Origin of the sequence: Klebsiella sp. K4 (assembly GCF_014596785.2) — a bacterium.
Lineage (GTDB): Bacteria > Pseudomonadota > Gammaproteobacteria > Enterobacterales > Enterobacteriaceae > Klebsiella > Klebsiella pneumoniae.
Genome location: NZ_CP115021.1, coordinates 4587925 through 4603213, shown reverse-complemented (window position 1 = coordinate 4603213; position 15289 = coordinate 4587925). Strand labels below are relative to the sequence as shown.

Here is a 15289-nt window from a genome sequence, read left to right as displayed (position 1 = left end):
CCCGCTGTGAATTACTTCAGCAGCTTATCCAACATGTTGATATCAGCGTTATTGTGCAGATGCGGCACCGTCCAGCCGTTCTGGTCGTACTCGGACAGGCAGCGGTCAACCATCGCCATCATTTTGTCCATATTGCCGGAGCTCTGCGCCTGGCGCAGACACTGCAGGCGAATTTCATCCTGGCTACCGGAGTAGTTGATTTCATACAGTTCATGACGGCCGCCGAATTCGCTGCCGATCGCGTCCCACATCAGTTTGAGGATCTTGATACGTTCAACGTGATCCATACCGTTGGAGCCGCGCACGTACTTCGCCAGATACTGGTCGATCTGCGGGTTGTTCAGATCGCGAGCGCTGGACGGCAGATAAATCAGGCCGCTGGTGACGTTGCGCTCGATGATGTTCTTGATCTTGGCGTAGGCCATCGGCGCCATTACGCGATAGGTCTGCAGCGCGGCGTGATCCGGCAGCCATGCGCCGTTGACCCACGGCGTCGCTTCCGAGCACATGGAATCGCTCAGCGCCCAGAACATGTTGCGCCACGCCACCACTTCGCCAAGGTCGGCCTGCACGCCGCGGAATTCGAGGGTGCCGGTACATTCCAGAGAGCGTTTCAGCAGGGCAGTGATAAAGTCCAGTTTTACCGCCAGGCGCACGCAGGCCTGCAGCGGGTACATGCGGGCGAAACCACCTTCCATGGTCCAGCGGCGGCAGCGGTCAAAGTCGCGATAAATTAGTACGTTCTCCCATGGGATCAGCACCTTATCCATTACCAGAATCGCGTCGTTCTCGTCGAAACGGCTGGAAAGCGGATAGTCGTACGGCGATCCGGTCGCGCCGGCGACCATCTCATAGGAGGCGCGGGAGATAAGCTTGACGCCTTCGGCATCCATCGGCGCGACGAACATCAGCGCGAAGTCCGGGTTCTCGCCCATCACCTGTGCGGAGCCGAAGCCGATCATGTTGTAGTGGGTCAGCGCCGAGTTGGTGGCGACCACTTTCGCGCCGCTGACGATGATCCCCGCATCGGTCTCTTTTTCCAGCTTGATGTAGACATCCTTCACTTCATCAGCCGGCTTGTGGCGGTCGATCGGCGGGTTGACGATCGCGTGGTTAAAGTACAGGCCGGTTTCCTGAATGCGGGTGTACCAGTTGCGGGCGTTCTGCTCGAACTGGCCGTAAAACGCCGGGTTGGCGCCCAGCGCGCAGCCGAAGGCGGCTTTGTAGTCTGGGGTGCGGCCCATCCAGCCGTAGCTTAAGCGCGACCATTCGGCGATGGCGTCGCGCTGCTGGCGCAGATCGTCGGCGCTTTTCGCCACGCGGAAGAATTTATGGGTGTAGCCGCCGCTGCCGGTATCGGTGCCCCAGCACAGGGAATCCTGCATCTCCGGTTTGTGCAGCGCATCGTACAGCTGAGCGACGGAGGCCGCGGCATTACGGAAGGCCGGATGCGTGGTGACGTCTTTCACGCGCTCGCCGTAGATATAAATTTCGCGGCCATCCTGCAGGCTTTTTAAATACTCTTCGCCAGTTAACGGGCGTTTCGCGTCGGCGCGGAAATCTTCAGGTTTCATAGGGGCCTCTTCAGTATTTATCGGAATAATGATGTTAAATATATGTTTTGTTTTTGTTGTTTAATTGAAGCGGTTATGGCGCTTGTCGTGAAGGGACGTTTGCGACAACGGCGGGTACTTTTCAGGCGGGAGTGAATTTTGTGATCTCTGCAACTTTTACCGGCTGGCGCGGCGCTGACCCGCCCTACGGTCTATAGCCCAGGCAAGCGCAGCGCCGCCGGGGTATTACGACACAGGTACTTTTTGCGCCCGGTAGCTGCTGGGCGAGCAGCCGACCTGGCGGCTAAAAAAGCGCGCAAAATAGGCGGGGTCTTTAAACCCCAGCTGCCAGGCAATCTCATTGACCGCGCTATCGGAGAACAGCAGCAGGCGCTTCGCCTCGCGCAGCTGACGGTCGAATATCAGCCGCTTCGGCGAACGGTTGGCGAAGCGGCGACAGATGTCGGTCAACCGCGATTCGGTCAGATGCAACTCCCTGGCGTAATCCGGTACCGTCCAGTGCTGATGGTAGTGGCTGTCGATCATCTGGTTAAAGCGCTGGAATAGTTTCAGCTCGCCGCGCATCCCGCTGGCGGCGTGATCGTCGAGCTTTGCGTTACGCAATAGCAGGGTAAAGACCGCCTGCGCCAGTAGCGCCAGGGTATGCTCCCGCCCCGGCAACTGGGCGGTAGATTCCCGGCGAATCAGCTGCCAGTAGTGGGCCAGCGCCGCCAGCTCGTCGGGTTTATCCGCCAGCGACAGGCAGATCCCCGGCAGGCCGAAGGTCTCCCGCGTGCCGGGATAAAGCACCTCCAGCAGCGGCCAGATCAGCTCCTCATGGACCGTCAACACATGGCCATCGCTATCGGACTCGGTAATAAAAGCGTGCGGTACCGAGGGCGGCGTTATCACAAACAGCGGCGCCTGCACCGAATAGCGATGGTCATCAAGCTGCAGCTCAATCTGTCCGGTATCAAGGTAGTGCATCTGGAAATAGCGGTCGTGGCGATGCGCCTGCATGTCGCGGCCAAAAAAGGCCGCCATGCGGGAGAACGACTGGTAGTGCACCTCTTCGGTACCCAGACTCTCGTCGTAATCTTTATTGATGTCGATGTTGGCGATGGAATGCTGGCACATACCCGCTCCTTAGTGGCCTTTTTGCGCCGCTAAGCCCGGCGCGGCGGCGGCGTCCTCACGCTGGCTCATTGGAATGCGGGTAAGCACCAGCGCGCCGACGATCAGTAATCCGGCGACAAACCACAGCCCGGAGCTAAAGCTGCCGGTGGTATCGCGCAAAATGCCGATCAACAGCGGGCTGACGGCAGAGCCGACGTTGCCGATAGCGTTGATCACCGCCAGCGCCACCGCGCGCGACTGCAGGCTGATCACCCGATCCGGGGTGGTCCAGAAAATGGCCATCGCGGTAAAGGATCCCACCGAAGCCATAATAATGCCGATCAGTTGGATCAGGCTGTGGTGCGTTGCCGAAGCCAGCAGCCAACCTGCCGCGGCGAACAGGTAGGGCAGGATGGTATGCATCTTGCGCTCTTTGCGGCGATCGGATCGGCGGCTCCACCAGATCATGCCGAAAATAGTGCAGAACTGCGGGATCGCCGCCAGCAGGCCAATCATGATGTTGCTGCTGCCGGTGTTGAAGCTCTGCAGGATCTGCGGCGTCCAGATATTAATGGCGCTGAGGGTATTGGTCAGGCAGAAGTAGGCGAGGGTATACATCAGCACCGCTGGCGTCAGTACTTCGCGCAGCGTGGAACGCGGCGAAGCCGGGACGATCGCCGCATGTTCCCGTTCGCGATCGATCATCGCCTTCAGCGCCTGTTTCTCTTCGTTATCCAGCCAGTTGGCTTTATCCGGCGTGTCGTTGAGGAAGAACCAGGTGACGACGCCGAGCACCACCGACGGCAGGCCTTCCAGCAGAAATAGCCATTGCCAGCCTTTCAGGTTCCACAGGCCGTCGAGCGCCAGGATATAGCCGGAAAGTATCGAGCCGAGCATCATGGTCACCGGCATGGCGATCATAAACAGGGCGTTGGCGCGGGCGCGATGGTAGGCCGGGAACCACCAGGTCAGATAGACGAGGATCCCCGGCAGAAAACCAGCCTCGGCGATGCCGACCAGCATGCGCAGGATGTACAGCGTATGCGGGCTGGTGGCGAACATGGTGCAGGTCGAGGCGATCCCCCAGACCACCATGATCCCGGCGATCCAGCGGCGCGCGCCAACTTTCGCCAGCATGATATTGCTGGGGATCCCGCACAGCACGTAGGTGACGTAGAACAGCGTCGCCGCCAGGCCGAACATGGTGGAGGTCAGGCCGAGATCTTTACCCATCGTCAGACCGGCGAAGCCGATATTAATTCGATCCAAAAATGAGAAAACAAAGAGAACAAACAGGAAGGTAATCAGGCGGCGGAACAGCTTTTTGATCACCCGGTTTTCTACTTCAACGGCTTTATTATCATTGTGTTGCAGGGTAGAGGTAGTCATGTTGCGCTCCACATTATCCGTTCAATAGACGGATTTATTGTTATCGGTTGTGGTGGTTGCGGTGTGGGTAAACCGGGCCGCCAGCGCTTCTGCGCCGCGGGCCAGCAGGGTGGTATCGACGCCGACGGCGACGAACAGCGCGCCCAGTTCGAGATAGCGTTTCGCCAGCTGTTCATTGGCCATCAGGATCCCCGGCGCCTTGCCGGCCTGACGGATTTGCTGGATGGCATCTTCAATGGCGGCCTGCACTTCCGGGTGCTGCGGATTGCCGCCGTGGCCCATATCAGCGCTGAGATCCGCCGGGCCGATAAACACACCATCTACCCCGTCGATATCGAGGATCTGCGGCAGATTTTTCAGCGCTTCGCGAGTCTCAATCTGTACCAGGACGCACATGGCGTCATTGGCCTGGTGGATATAATCCGGGACGCGATTCCAGCGTGAGGCGCGGGCCAGCGCGCTGCCGACGCCGCGGATGCCGGCTGGCGGATAGCGGGTGGCTCTGACCGCCAGCCGCGCCTCTTCGGCATTCTGCACCATCGGCACCAGCAGGGTTTGCGCGCCGACATCCAGCAGCTGTTTGATCTGCACCGGATCGTTCCACGACGGACGCACCACCGGCTGGCTGGGGTAGGGCGCAATGGCCTGCAGCTGGGTCAGCACCGTTGGTACATTGTTGGGCGCGTGTTCGCCGTCGATCAGCAGCCAGTCGAAGCCCGCGCCGGCCAGCAGTTCGGCGCTGTAGCTGCTGCACAGTCCAAGCCACAGGCCGATTTGCGGACGGCCCGCTTTTAAGGCGTCTTTAAAGGCGTTATTCATGGTGTTTCTCCTAGACAAACCGGCAGCTGATGGCGCCCATGTTGCCGTAGTCGACGTGGAAGGTATCGCCCTTGCGCGCCGGGACCGGGCGGGTGAAGGAGCCGCCGAGGATAATCTGCCCGGCTTCGAGCTGGACATCGTACGGCGCCAGCTTGTTGGCCAGCCAGGCCACGCCGTTGGCCGGATGATTGAGTACGCCCGCGGCGACGCCGGTCTCTTCAATTACGCCGTTGCGATACAGCAGGGCGGAGATCCAGCGCAGGTCGAGCTCGTCCGGTTTAATCGGCCGGCCGCCGAGGATCACCCCGGCGTTGGCGGCGTTGTCGGAGATGGTGTCGAACACTTTGCGCGGACGCTGGGTTTCCGGGTCGATGTTGTGGCAGCGCGCGTCGATAAGCTCCAGCGCCGGGATAACGTAGTCGGTGGCGTTGTAGACATCAAACAGCGTACAGTTCGGGCCGCGCAGCGGTTTAGCCAGCACGAAGGCCAGCTCGACTTCGATACGCGGCACGATAAAGCGGTCGGTGGGAATATCGCTGCCGTCGTGGAAGAACATATCGTCGAGCAGCGCGCCGTAGTCCGGCTCGCTAATCTGCGAGCTGGCCTGCATCGCTTTAGAGGTCAGGCCGATCTTGTGGCCTTTGAGCACGCGGCCTTCGGCGATCTTCATCTCGACCCACTCGCGCTGGACGGCGTAGGCGTCCTCAATGGTGATCGACGGATAATCCAGCGAGATCGCGCGGATCTGTTCACGCTGCTTTTCGGCCTGGTTCAGCCGCTGGGCAATCAGGGTACGGGTCTGTTTATCGAGCATAGAGATTCCTGTGGCATTGCATTGCCGGATGGCGCTTCGCTTATCCGGCCTACAAATTCATGGCCGTTGTAGGCCCGGTAAGCGCAGCGCCACCGGGCAATTTGCACATTATTTAAATAACGCGTGCACGTTGTTTTGTTTGTAGTTCAGCGTCGGGTCGAGCTCTTCCATGGCGAACGACAGCGCCAGATAGCGGCTCTCCATTAGCGTCGCGAAGTGGGATTTGATCAGCGCGAACAGCATATCTCCCACGTCCTGACGGCTCTCCAGGCTGCGCCCCGCGCCGATCTTCAGGGTCATATGCACGAAGGCGTAATCCTGCCTGCCGTCGGCCATCTGCCAGGTATCCAGCCAGTGGGCGCGGCTGCGGATCCCGCCGATGGGAAAGATGCCGGTGGCGGCCAGCGCCTCGTTGACTTTGGCGAACAGCCCAGGCAGATCGGCCTGCTCGCGGATGTTGTCGGTACATTCGGCGATAAAATGCGGCATGGGGCCCCCTTACGCCTGCGCTGGCAACGGGAACACGGCGTTAACCTGGCCGGTACCGGAGCTGGCGAATAGCTCGGTGATAAACTCCACCTTGCCGTCGTATTTATCCCAACCCAGCAGGCCGAGCAGCATCACCGTGTCGTGCATGTTGCCTTCGCCGTAGCAGTAGTCGGCATACTCCGGCAGCATGGTGCAGAACTCTTTGAATTTGCCCTCGCGCCATAGCTTCACCACCCGCTCATCCATTTGATGGTCAAATTCGCGCGTGTAGCTGTTCATCCCCTCTTCGGCGCGCTGGTCGTCGATAAAGCGGTGCGACAGCGAACCGCTGGCCAGCACCGCCACGGTGCCGTCGTATTTCTCAATGGCTTTGAGGATCGCTTCGCCCAGCCTGCGGCTATCGGCAAAGTCGTGAACGGTACAGAAAGCAGAGATAGATACCACCTTGAAGTGCTTATCGCTGTTCATGTAGCGCATCGGCACCAGGGTGCCGTACTCCAGCTTCAGGCTGGGAATATTGTGCGCTTTGGCACGCACCCCGAGCTTCACCGCCTCGTCGGCGATAAGCTGGCCCAGCTCCGGGTTGCCGTCGTAGTCGTAGGTCATGTCGCGAATGAAATGCGGCAGTTCGTTACTGGTGTAGACGCCCTGAAAATGGTCGGCGCAGTTGATGTGGTAGGCGCTGTTGACCAGCCAGTGGGTATCAAACACGATAATGGTATCGACGCCCATTTCACGGCAGCGCTTGCCAATTTCTTTATGCCCGTCGATCGCGCCCTGACGGCAGCCGTGGTTTTTCCCCGGCAGCTCAGACAGATACATCGACGGCACGTGAGTGATTTTTGCTGCTAACGCTAACTTACCCATATCAGACTCCCCATTTCGGGATCGGATGGTCGCCCATCGAGATGCAGACGTTTTTCATTTCGGCGAACACTTCAAAGCTGTACTCGCCGCCTTCGCGGCCGGTGCCGGAGGCCTTCACGCCGCCGAACGGCTGACGCAGGTCGCGCACGTTCTGGGTGTTGACGAACACCATCCCGGCTTCAATACCGCGCGCCAGACGCAGCACTTTGCTGACGTCCTGGGTCCAGATATACGACGCCAGGCCGTATTCCACATCGTTCGCCAGGCGCAGCCCTTCCGCTTCGTCTTTGAACGGCAGCAGGCAGGCGACCGGGCCAAAAATCTCTTCCTGGGCGACGCGCATACGGTTGTCGACATCCGCCAGCACCGTCGGGCGCAGGAAGTTGCCGGCTTTCAGATGCGCCGGCAGGTCGGACGGTTTATCCGCGCCGCCGGCCAGCAGGGTGGCCCCCTCTTCGATGCCGAGGCGAATGTAGCCGGACACTTTCTCCCAGTGCTGCTGGCTAATCAGCGCGCCGACCTGGGTGTTCGGATCGGTCGGATCGCCTACGCGCAGGCGATTGGCGCGCTCGGCGAAGCGCTTGACGAACTCGGGGTAGATACTCTGCTGAATAAAGATGCGCGAGCCGGCGGTGCAGCGTTCGCCGTTGATCGAGAAGATGGTGAACAGCGCGGCGTCAAGCGCGCGCTCGATATCGGCATCTTCAAAAATCAGCACCGGCGATTTTCCGCCCAGCTCCATGGAGTACTTTTTCAGACCGGCGTTTTTCATGATGTTGCGGCCGGTGGCGGTGCCGCCGGTGAAGGAGACGGCGCGCACATCATGATGGCGCACCAGCGCGTCGCCGGCGGTGGCGCCGTAGCCCTGCACCACATTGAGTACGCCAGCCGGGATCCCGGCTTCCAGCGCCAGCTCGCCCAGACGATCGGCGGTCAGCGGCGACAGCTCGGACATTTTCAGCACCGCGGTATTCCCCAGCGCCAGGCACGGCGCCACCTTCCAGGTGGCGGTCATAAACGGCACGTTCCACGGCGACACCAGCGCGCAGACGCCAACCGGCTGCACGAGGGTGTAGTTCAGCATCTTGTCGTCGACCGGATAGGTCTTGCCGTTCATCTGCTGGCATACTTCGGCGAAAAATTCGAAATTGTGTGAGGCGCGCGGGATCAACACGTTTTTGGTCTGGTGGATCGGCAGGCCGGTATCGGCGGTTTCCATCGCCGCGATCTCCGGGACGTTCTGATCGATAAGATCCCCCAGGCGGCGCATCAGGCGCGCGCGCTCTTTCATCGGCAGGTTAGCCCACTTCGGGAAGGCCTCTTTCGCCGCCGCTACCGCCTGGTTGATTTCGGCTTCGCCGCCGGAGGCGACTTCCGCCAGTACCTCGCCGGTGGCCGGGTTGGTGGTATGAAAATAGTCTGCGCCGGCAACGTTTTTACCGTTGATCCAATGGTTAATCTTTTTCATGACAGTGTCTCCTCATACGCTTGCTGGCTGATGATATGGTTGACCAGGCGGCCCACGCCCTCGACTTCAACGATCACCTCGTCGCCCGGTACCACGTCGGATAGCCCTTTCGGCGTGCCGGTGGCGATCATGTCGCCCGGTTGCAGGGTCATAAATTCGCTTAAATAAGCGATGAGAAACGGGATGCTGAAGATCAGATCGGCGGTGGTGCCCTGCTGGCGCAGCTCGCCGTTGACCCAGGTGCGCAGGGCCAGGTTATGCGGATCCGGGATCGCCTCTTTGCTGACGATCCACGGGCCGATCGGCGTCAGGGTGTCGCGGCTTTTCACCCGCAGGTTCGGGCGGTAGTAGTTTTCCAGATAGTCGCGGATCGCGTAGTCATTGCACACGGTATAGCCGGCGACATAATCCATAGCCTCGGCTTCGCTGACGCGGCGCGCGGTTTTCCCAATCACCACCACCAGTTCGGCTTCGTAGTGCATGTATTCGACGTTATCCGGGCGTACCGACTGCTGCTGGTGGCCAGTAAAGGTGTTCGGCGCTTTGATAAACACCAACGGCTCGGTTGGCGGTTTAAATTCCAGCTCGCTGGCGTGATCGGCGTAATTCAGCCCCAGCGCGAACAGCGTGCCGTCGGCGGGCGGCAGCCAGCGGAATTCACCTTCTTTTAATACCGTGCCATCGTCCAGGCGCACCTGGTCGCGTTCATTGACCAGCACGTCGCGTTCCTGTCCTTGCCATTCAATGCGTGCCTGTTTCATGCCAGCTCTCCTTCTGCGACAACCGGGTTTTCGAGCGCCGGGAAACCGTCGGCGAGAATACGTACCCGGTCGCCGGGGCGCAGCGTGACGCGGGAGTGGGGCGTGCCGATAAGGATCGCGTCGCCGGGATTGAGGGTGGCGAACTCGCTCAAGGCGCTCAGCAGCTGCGCGGCATTACGCTGCAGATCGCCGGTATGCCAGCTATCAGCCTCGCGGCCGTTAATTTCGGTGATGATGGTCAGATCGTCGACGTTGCGTACCGCCGATAGCGTGCCGATGGGGCAGAAGCCATCGCGGCACTTGGCTTTGATCGCCGGGCGATAAAAACTCTCTTCCGGCAGACTCACATCGTTAGCCAGCGCGTAGCCAGCGATATAGTTCGCCGCCTCTTCCGCCGCCACTTTACGCGCGGTTTTGCCGACAATCAGCGCCACCGTTGCGCCGCTTTGTACGGTCTCGCCCTGCGGATACGGGATCGCTTCGCCATCGCCAATTACGGTATTGCGCGGCTTGATAAACCAGACCGCGGTTTTCGGCGGCGTCTTGTAGGGGGCCTGTTGAAACGCCTCGCGCCAGGCGTCGAGCTGGCTGCGATGATTGAGCGCAACGGCGAAGATGGTACCTTTCATTCACCACTCCTCTGGGACAGATTTCGGTTCAAAGGGATTTCGTTAATATATTAATGATCATCTTTTATGCTTTGCGCTGAGGTTTAGCAACTGGAAGTGAATGTTTTGTGATCGGATTAACACAATATTTACATAACAATTACTTATTTGTTATAAATCAATAGATTGAATATTTTTCAGGAAAAGACTGGTACTTTTCAGGTGCAGAAACCGGTTGTACATGGCAGGATTAACGCTAATTATTAAGTTATTAATAAGTTTTTGGTGAGGCTGTTGAGGGGATACTATGCATGATTCATTAACCATTGCCTTGTTGCAGGCGCGTGAAGCGGCGATGGCCTACTTTCGACCGATCGTCAAACGACACAATCTCACCGAACAGCAGTGGCGGATCGTGCGAATTCTCGCCGAACGTCCATCGATGGACTTTCACGATCTGGCCTTTCGCGCCTGTATCCTGCGCCCCAGCCTGACCGGTATTTTGACGCGTATGGAGCGGGATGGGCTGGTGCTGCGCTTAAAGCCAGTTAACGATCAGCGCAAGCTGTACGTCTCGCTGACGCCTGCCGGAACTGCGCTGTACGAAAGCGCCCAGGCGGAGGTGGAAGAAACCTATCGCCTGCTGGAGGCCCAGTTCACCACGGAAAAGCTGCAGCAACTGACCTCCCTGCTGGAGGAGTTTATTGCGCTTGGCGTCCCTGCCGGGCGCGGTGATGAAGAAGAGTAGCGGTTACGGCTCGGCGCTCAGCCTGGCGAGGGCAATAAGCGTTTCCGCGCGGGCGGGGGACAGCGGCTCTCTCGGCTGCGGCAGCGGCCAGCCATACAGCCAGCGGGCGCTGGGTCAGTTTGGCCTGCAGCCAGTCGTCGGCGGCAGCCACGTCGCCGCAGCGCACATCCTCGCAGCGGCACAGCAGGCTCTCCGGCGTCGCCGCGTTTTTCAAAGATTCCGCCAGCCGGAAGGCGCGGTTTATGGCGTCGGCGAAGTGCTGCCAGCGCCGGGAGCGGCGCTTGCTCAATGATATTCGTCACGTCGCCTCCGGCCTGGTTCATCGTATCCGCCACCGCCTGCAGGCCGCCCGCGCTGCAGCAGAGGATCAGTTTCTGCCAGTAAACCACGCCGCCGCCGTCGGCGGTTTCAAACAGCACGCTGTGCGCGGAGGGGCGGGCAATCAGCCGCGCGCCGTTCACCTCCCGGATGGCGGCGATGTCGTTGGGGATTTACTACTGGGGCGCGCGCAGCTGCCTGCCGCAGGCTAACTTTAGCGGAGACGAAGAAGAGTAAAGGAGAACAGTATGGAGTCGGTAACTCTATCGTTACCTGAAGCTTATGACCTGGCGCTGGAGGTACTCAGCGCCAATGGATTTAGCGCCGACCACGCGGCGGCGATTGCCCGCAATGTGACCGCCGGGGAGCGCGACGGCTGCGCTTCCCACGGCCTGTGGCGGCTGTTGGGCATTGTCGATACCCTGCGCAAAGGTAAGGTATCGCCCGATGCCGAGCCGCAGATCCATGACCAGGCGCCGGCGATTGCGCGGGCGGACGCCGGGGGCGCTTTTTCATTGCTGGCCTACGAGCGCGCGCTGCCGCTGCTGCTGGAGAAGGCGCGCCACAATGGCATTGCGGCGCTGGCAATCAATCGCTGCGTTCATTTTTCCGCGCTGTTTGCCGATATTGAGCCGTTGACCGAGGCAGGGCTGGTAGGGCTGGCCTGTACGCCAAGCCACGCCTGGGTCGCCCCGGCGGGCGGCACACGTCCGCTGTTCGGCACCAACCCCATCGCCTTCGGCTGGCCGCGGCAGGATAAGCCGCCGTTTATTGTTGATATGGCGACCAGCGCCGCGGCGCGCGGCGAGATCCAGCTGCATCAGCGCAGCGGCAAAGCGCTACCGGAAGGCTGGGGAATCGACAGTCAGGGACAGCCAACGACCGATGCCGCAGAGGTGCTGAACGGCGCGATGTTGACTTTCGGCGGCCATAAGGGCTCGGCGCTGGCGGCAATGGTTGAGCTGTTGGCCGGGCCGCTTATCGGCGATATGACCAGCGCCGAATCGCTGGCGTGGGATAACGGCGCGGGCGGTCTCCCCTACGGCGGTGAGCTGATTCTGGCGCTGGATCCGCAGCGTTTTCTCGGCGCACAGGCACCAGAGCAGCTGGCGCGCGCCGAAACGCTGTTCATGGGTATGCAGGAACAAGGGGCGCGGCTGCCGGGCGAGCGGCGTTTTGCCTGCCGCCAGCAGAGTGAACGGCAGGGGGTCATTATCAGTCGTTCATTGCATGATGAGATTTGCGCCTTGCGCCAGGGCGGGTAAGGCGCGAAGCGCCGCCGCCGGGACATCCCCCGGTTTTCCTACGCTTAGCCGGGCTACCGAACGTCGCGGGTTGTGTAGCCCGGGTAAGGCGCGAATCGCCGCCCCCGGGACATACCCCGGCTTGCGCTACGCTTAGCCGGGCTACCGAACATCGCGGGTTGTGTAGCCCGGGTAAGGCGCGAAGCGCCGCCACCCGGGATGCCTGTCAAAACAGCGTGTCGAGCTCGTCCAGCACGTTGTAGTCGTCATCGACCAGCAGCAACGTCTTCCACTTATCAAAGGTCAGACACGGGTGCGAGGTGCCGAACAGCAGAATATCGCCGACCTGCACATCGCTGCCCGGCGCCAGGCGCAGCATACAGTGCTGATCCATGATGCCGGTGCTGACGATCGACTCCGCGCGCAGCGCTAACTCCTGGCCATTACGATAATGGGCGATCGGTTGCGGCAGCCCGGCGTCGAAAGCGCAGTCGCGCTTGCCGAAATTCACTACCGCGCGATCCGCCTCCGGCACCGATTGCACCATCGCCATCAGCTCCAGCGCTGAAGTGAGATCGCCGGCGAGATCGCAGGCAATCGGATCGCGGGCGATCAGCGCTTGTTGGGCGAGATCGTAGATCCCGCGATCGTGGGTGATATAACAGCCAGGGCGGATGACGATACGGCAGCGGCGCGGTTTTGCCGCCGCCAGCCAGATGTTGCACACCACGTCATACCAGACGGTGCCCGCGCCGGTGAGAATAAATTCGCCGTCAACCAGCGGCTCCATGCGGCAGGCAAGCGCCGCGGCCTGCTGTAACAGCGCTTCCACCTGCGGCTGCGGATCGTCGCCGTGCAGCACCCCTTCATACAATTCCAGTCCGCGTAGCCGTAGCCCCGGCAGGTCGCTTACCCGCTGCGCCAGCGCCAGCGCGTCATCAACGCTACGACAGCCGCAGCGCCCGCCGGGCACACCAAGTTCAATCAGCACATCCAGCGTTTGTCCCTGGTCTGCGAAGAATGCGGAGAGGTTGCGCACGTTGACCTCGCTATCGACGCAGCAGATAAAATCCACCGCCCGATAGTGGGCTTTTAGCTGCGCGACCACCTGCATATTGGCTTTGCCGACCAGCTGATTGACCATCAGGACGCGTTGGATGCCGCTGGCCATTGCCGCGCTAGCCTGCCAGGCGCTGCCCACGCCGATCCCCCACGCCCCCGCTCGCTGCTGCGCCTGAAATATCCATGGCGTCATTGTCGTTTTACCATGCGGCGCCAGCGATACGCCGCGGGCGTCGGCGTAACGCTGCATCCATGAAATATTATTTTCCAGCGCCGACTTTTTTAGCAGCGCGGCGGGTAGACAGACCTCTTCCGCCAGCAGATTAGCCGGCGCGGACATGAGGGCGGATTTGTGCGGGATGAGCGGTGCTGAATGGTATTTCATAACACTATCCTTTCAGGGTTTATAATCGGTTAGTCGCTTGGTATCATTTATAACTATTTGATAAATATATTTTTAATATAAAAATGTTATTCGTTTTGAATAAAAGTATCACAAAACGATCTGAGTTTTGCGTAGTTTTCCACTGTTTTTTGCGCTTGTAAATGGTTAACTTATCGGCATGTCGAAAGGGAGTAATTGCTATGAAAGTTGACTGGCTTTTCAAAAACGTCACGGTGATCGACGGGAGCGGCGGGCCGCAATACCGTGCTGATGTGGCGGTGAAGGGCGATCGAATTATGGCTATCGCCCCGGCGCTGGACGTTGCGGCGGAGCAGGTGATTGATGGCCAGGGGCGGGTACTGGCGCCGGGCTTTATTGATGTGCATACCCATGATGATATCAACGTGATCCGCATGCCGGAGTACTTGCCGAAGCTCAGCCAGGGGGTGACGACGGTGATCGTCGGCAACTGCGGGATCAGTGCGGCGACCGCCACCATGCGGGGGGAAGTGCCGGACCCGATGAATCTCCTCGGCGAGCAGCAACACTTTATCTATCCCACCGTGGAGGCTTATGCCCATGCGGTGGAGGCGGCGCGACCGTCGCTGAATGTCGGCACGTTAATCGGTCACACCGCGCTGCGTAATAACCATATGGACGATCTGTTTCGTCCGGCGAACGAGACGGAAATCGCCGGCATGCGCGTACAGCTACGCGATGCGCTGCGCCAGGGAGCATTAGGGCTCAGTACCGGGCTGGCCTACGCCAGCGCCTTCCAGTCGACCACCGAGGAGGTGATGGCGCTGGCGGAAGAGCTGGCGGCCGGGAAGGGCGTCTATACCACCCATTTACGTTCAGAGTTTGAGCCGATTCTCGAGGCGCTGGACGAAGCCTTCCGTATTGGCCGTCACGGCAACGTGCCGGTGGTGGTTTCGCACCACAAGTGCGCCGGGGCAAAAAACTGGGGGCGTACCAAAGAGACGCTGGCGTTTTTCGATGAGATGCGCCAGCAGCAGGATATCGCCTGCGACTGTTATCCCTATTCAGCCAGCTCATCGACGCTGGATATGAAACAGGTGACCGACGAGTTTGATATCGTGATTACCTGGTCTGAAGCGCAGCCGGAGCAGGCGGGGAAAACGCTGCAGCAGATCGCCGATGAGTGGCAGGTGAGCCTGCACGACGCCGCGGCGCGGCTGATGCCGGCGGGCGCTATTTATCACAACATGGATGAGCAGGACGTACGGCGGGTGATGCGCTATCCGGTCACCATGATTGGCTCTGACGGGCTGCCGAACGATCCGATGCCGCATCCGCGCCTGTGGGGCGCCTTCCCGCGGGTGCTCGGCCACTATAGCCGCGACGAGCAGCTATTCCCGCTGACTACCGCGGTACACAAGATGACCGGGCTGTCGGCGGCGCGCTTCCAGCTGGCGGATCGCGGGCTGGTGAAAATTGGCTACTTTGCCGACCTGGTGCTGTTTGACCCGCAGACGGTGCGCGATGTCGCCAGTTTCTCCGACCCGAAACGACCGGCGGACGGCATTGAGGCGGTGATGGTCAACGGCGTGATGAGCTACGGCAGTGATAAGAAAATTACCGGACGGGCAGGGCGTTTCCTACGTCGTCGGATGGACTAAGGAGTTGA

Annotated in this window: 14 protein-coding genes and 3 pseudogenes; 3 read left to right on the top strand and 14 right to left on the bottom strand. The window is 60.2% G+C overall.

Annotated features, from left to right (window positions below; translation table 11 throughout):
* Nucleotides 1–11: 11 nt before the first annotated feature.
* From hpaB to IB144_RS22685, 11 genes and pseudogenes are all read right to left on the bottom strand, one after another.
* The gene (gene hpaB, locus IB144_RS22735; protein WP_002887473.1) at nt 12–1574 is read right to left on the bottom strand and encodes a 4-hydroxyphenylacetate 3-monooxygenase, oxygenase component; all 1563 of its coding nucleotides are present in this window, start codon (nt 1572–1574) and stop codon (nt 12–14) included.
* Nucleotides 1575–1799: 225 nt separating this feature from the next.
* Nucleotides 1800–2690, bottom strand: coding sequence for a 4-hydroxyphenylacetate catabolism regulatory protein HpaA (hpaA, locus tag IB144_RS22730; protein WP_004177537.1), 891 nt, complete (start codon nt 2688–2690; stop codon nt 1800–1802).
* Nucleotides 2691–2699: 9 nt separating this feature from the next.
* Entirely contained in the window at nt 2700–4058 is a 1359-nt protein-coding gene (gene hpaX, locus IB144_RS22725; protein WP_002887477.1) for a 4-hydroxyphenylacetate permease, read from the bottom strand.
* A 21-nt stretch (nt 4059–4079) separates the two neighbouring features.
* Complete coding sequence (gene hpaI / locus IB144_RS22720; protein WP_065888556.1) at nt 4080–4877, bottom strand: 4-hydroxy-2-oxoheptanedioate aldolase; 798 nt, start codon at nt 4875–4877, stop codon at nt 4080–4082.
* Nucleotides 4878–4887: 10 nt separating this feature from the next.
* The gene (hpaH, locus tag IB144_RS22715) at nt 4888–5691 is read right to left on the bottom strand and encodes a 2-oxo-hept-4-ene-1,7-dioate hydratase (RefSeq protein ID WP_002887487.1); all 804 of its coding nucleotides are present in this window, start codon (nt 5689–5691) and stop codon (nt 4888–4890) included.
* A 108-nt stretch (nt 5692–5799) separates the two neighbouring features.
* Nucleotides 5800–6180, bottom strand: coding sequence for a 5-carboxymethyl-2-hydroxymuconate Delta-isomerase (locus IB144_RS22710; RefSeq protein WP_004151392.1), 381 nt, complete (start codon nt 6178–6180; stop codon nt 5800–5802).
* Between the two features lie 9 nt (nt 6181–6189).
* Complete coding sequence (gene hpaD / locus IB144_RS22705; protein WP_002887492.1) at nt 6190–7047, bottom strand: 3,4-dihydroxyphenylacetate 2,3-dioxygenase; 858 nt, start codon at nt 7045–7047, stop codon at nt 6190–6192.
* Nucleotide 7048: 1 nt separating this feature from the next.
* A complete protein-coding gene (gene hpaE, locus IB144_RS22700; protein WP_002887494.1) occupies nt 7049–8515 on the bottom strand; it encodes a 5-carboxymethyl-2-hydroxymuconate semialdehyde dehydrogenase in 1467 nt (488 codons plus the stop codon).
* A pseudogene (locus IB144_RS22695) lies at nt 8512–9270 on the bottom strand (fumarylacetoacetate hydrolase family protein); the annotation flags it as partial. The gene hpaE and the pseudogene IB144_RS22695, both read right to left, overlap by 4 nt.
* Nucleotides 9271–9272: 2 nt before the next feature.
* Entirely contained in the window at nt 9273–9905 is a 633-nt protein-coding gene (locus IB144_RS22690; protein ID WP_004146085.1) for a fumarylacetoacetate hydrolase family protein, read from the bottom strand.
* 57 nt (nt 9906–9962) lie between these two features.
* A pseudogene (locus IB144_RS22685) lies at nt 9963–10127 on the bottom strand (hypothetical protein).
* A 64-nt stretch (nt 10128–10191) separates the two neighbouring features.
* Here IB144_RS22685 and hpaR point away from each other — a divergent pair.
* A complete protein-coding gene (gene hpaR, locus IB144_RS22680) occupies nt 10192–10632 on the top strand; it encodes a homoprotocatechuate degradation operon regulator HpaR (RefSeq protein ID WP_002887503.1) in 441 nt (146 codons plus the stop codon).
* A gap of 3 nt (nt 10633–10635) precedes the next feature.
* On the opposite strand, the pseudogene IB144_RS22675 reads toward hpaR, so the two are convergent.
* Nucleotides 10636–11108: pseudogene (locus tag IB144_RS22675) on the bottom strand (hypothetical protein); the annotation flags it as partial.
* A gap of 90 nt (nt 11109–11198) precedes the next feature.
* On the opposite strand from IB144_RS22675, the gene IB144_RS22670 reads away from it, so the two are divergent.
* Nucleotides 11199–12215 (top strand): Ldh family oxidoreductase, encoded by a 1017-nt coding sequence (locus IB144_RS22670; protein WP_004214400.1) that lies wholly within the window; start codon nt 11199–11201, stop codon nt 12213–12215.
* Nucleotides 12216–12420: 205 nt separating this feature from the next.
* Here the strand turns inward: IB144_RS22670 and IB144_RS22665 are convergent, their stop codons facing one another.
* Nucleotides 12421–13641 (bottom strand): amino acid deaminase, encoded by a 1221-nt coding sequence (locus IB144_RS22665; protein WP_040215657.1) that lies wholly within the window; start codon nt 13639–13641, stop codon nt 12421–12423.
* A 43-nt stretch (nt 13642–13684) separates the two neighbouring features.
* Complete coding sequence (locus IB144_RS22660; protein WP_009485350.1) at nt 13685–13864, bottom strand: hypothetical protein; 180 nt, start codon at nt 13862–13864, stop codon at nt 13685–13687.
* On the opposite strand from IB144_RS22660, the gene IB144_RS22655 reads away from it, so the two are divergent.
* A complete protein-coding gene (locus IB144_RS22655) occupies nt 13842–15281 on the top strand; it encodes a D-aminoacylase (RefSeq protein ID WP_002887553.1) in 1440 nt (479 codons plus the stop codon). The two genes, IB144_RS22660 and IB144_RS22655, sit on opposite strands and share 23 nt — an antisense overlap.
* The last annotated feature ends 8 nt before the right edge of the window (nt 15282–15289 follow it).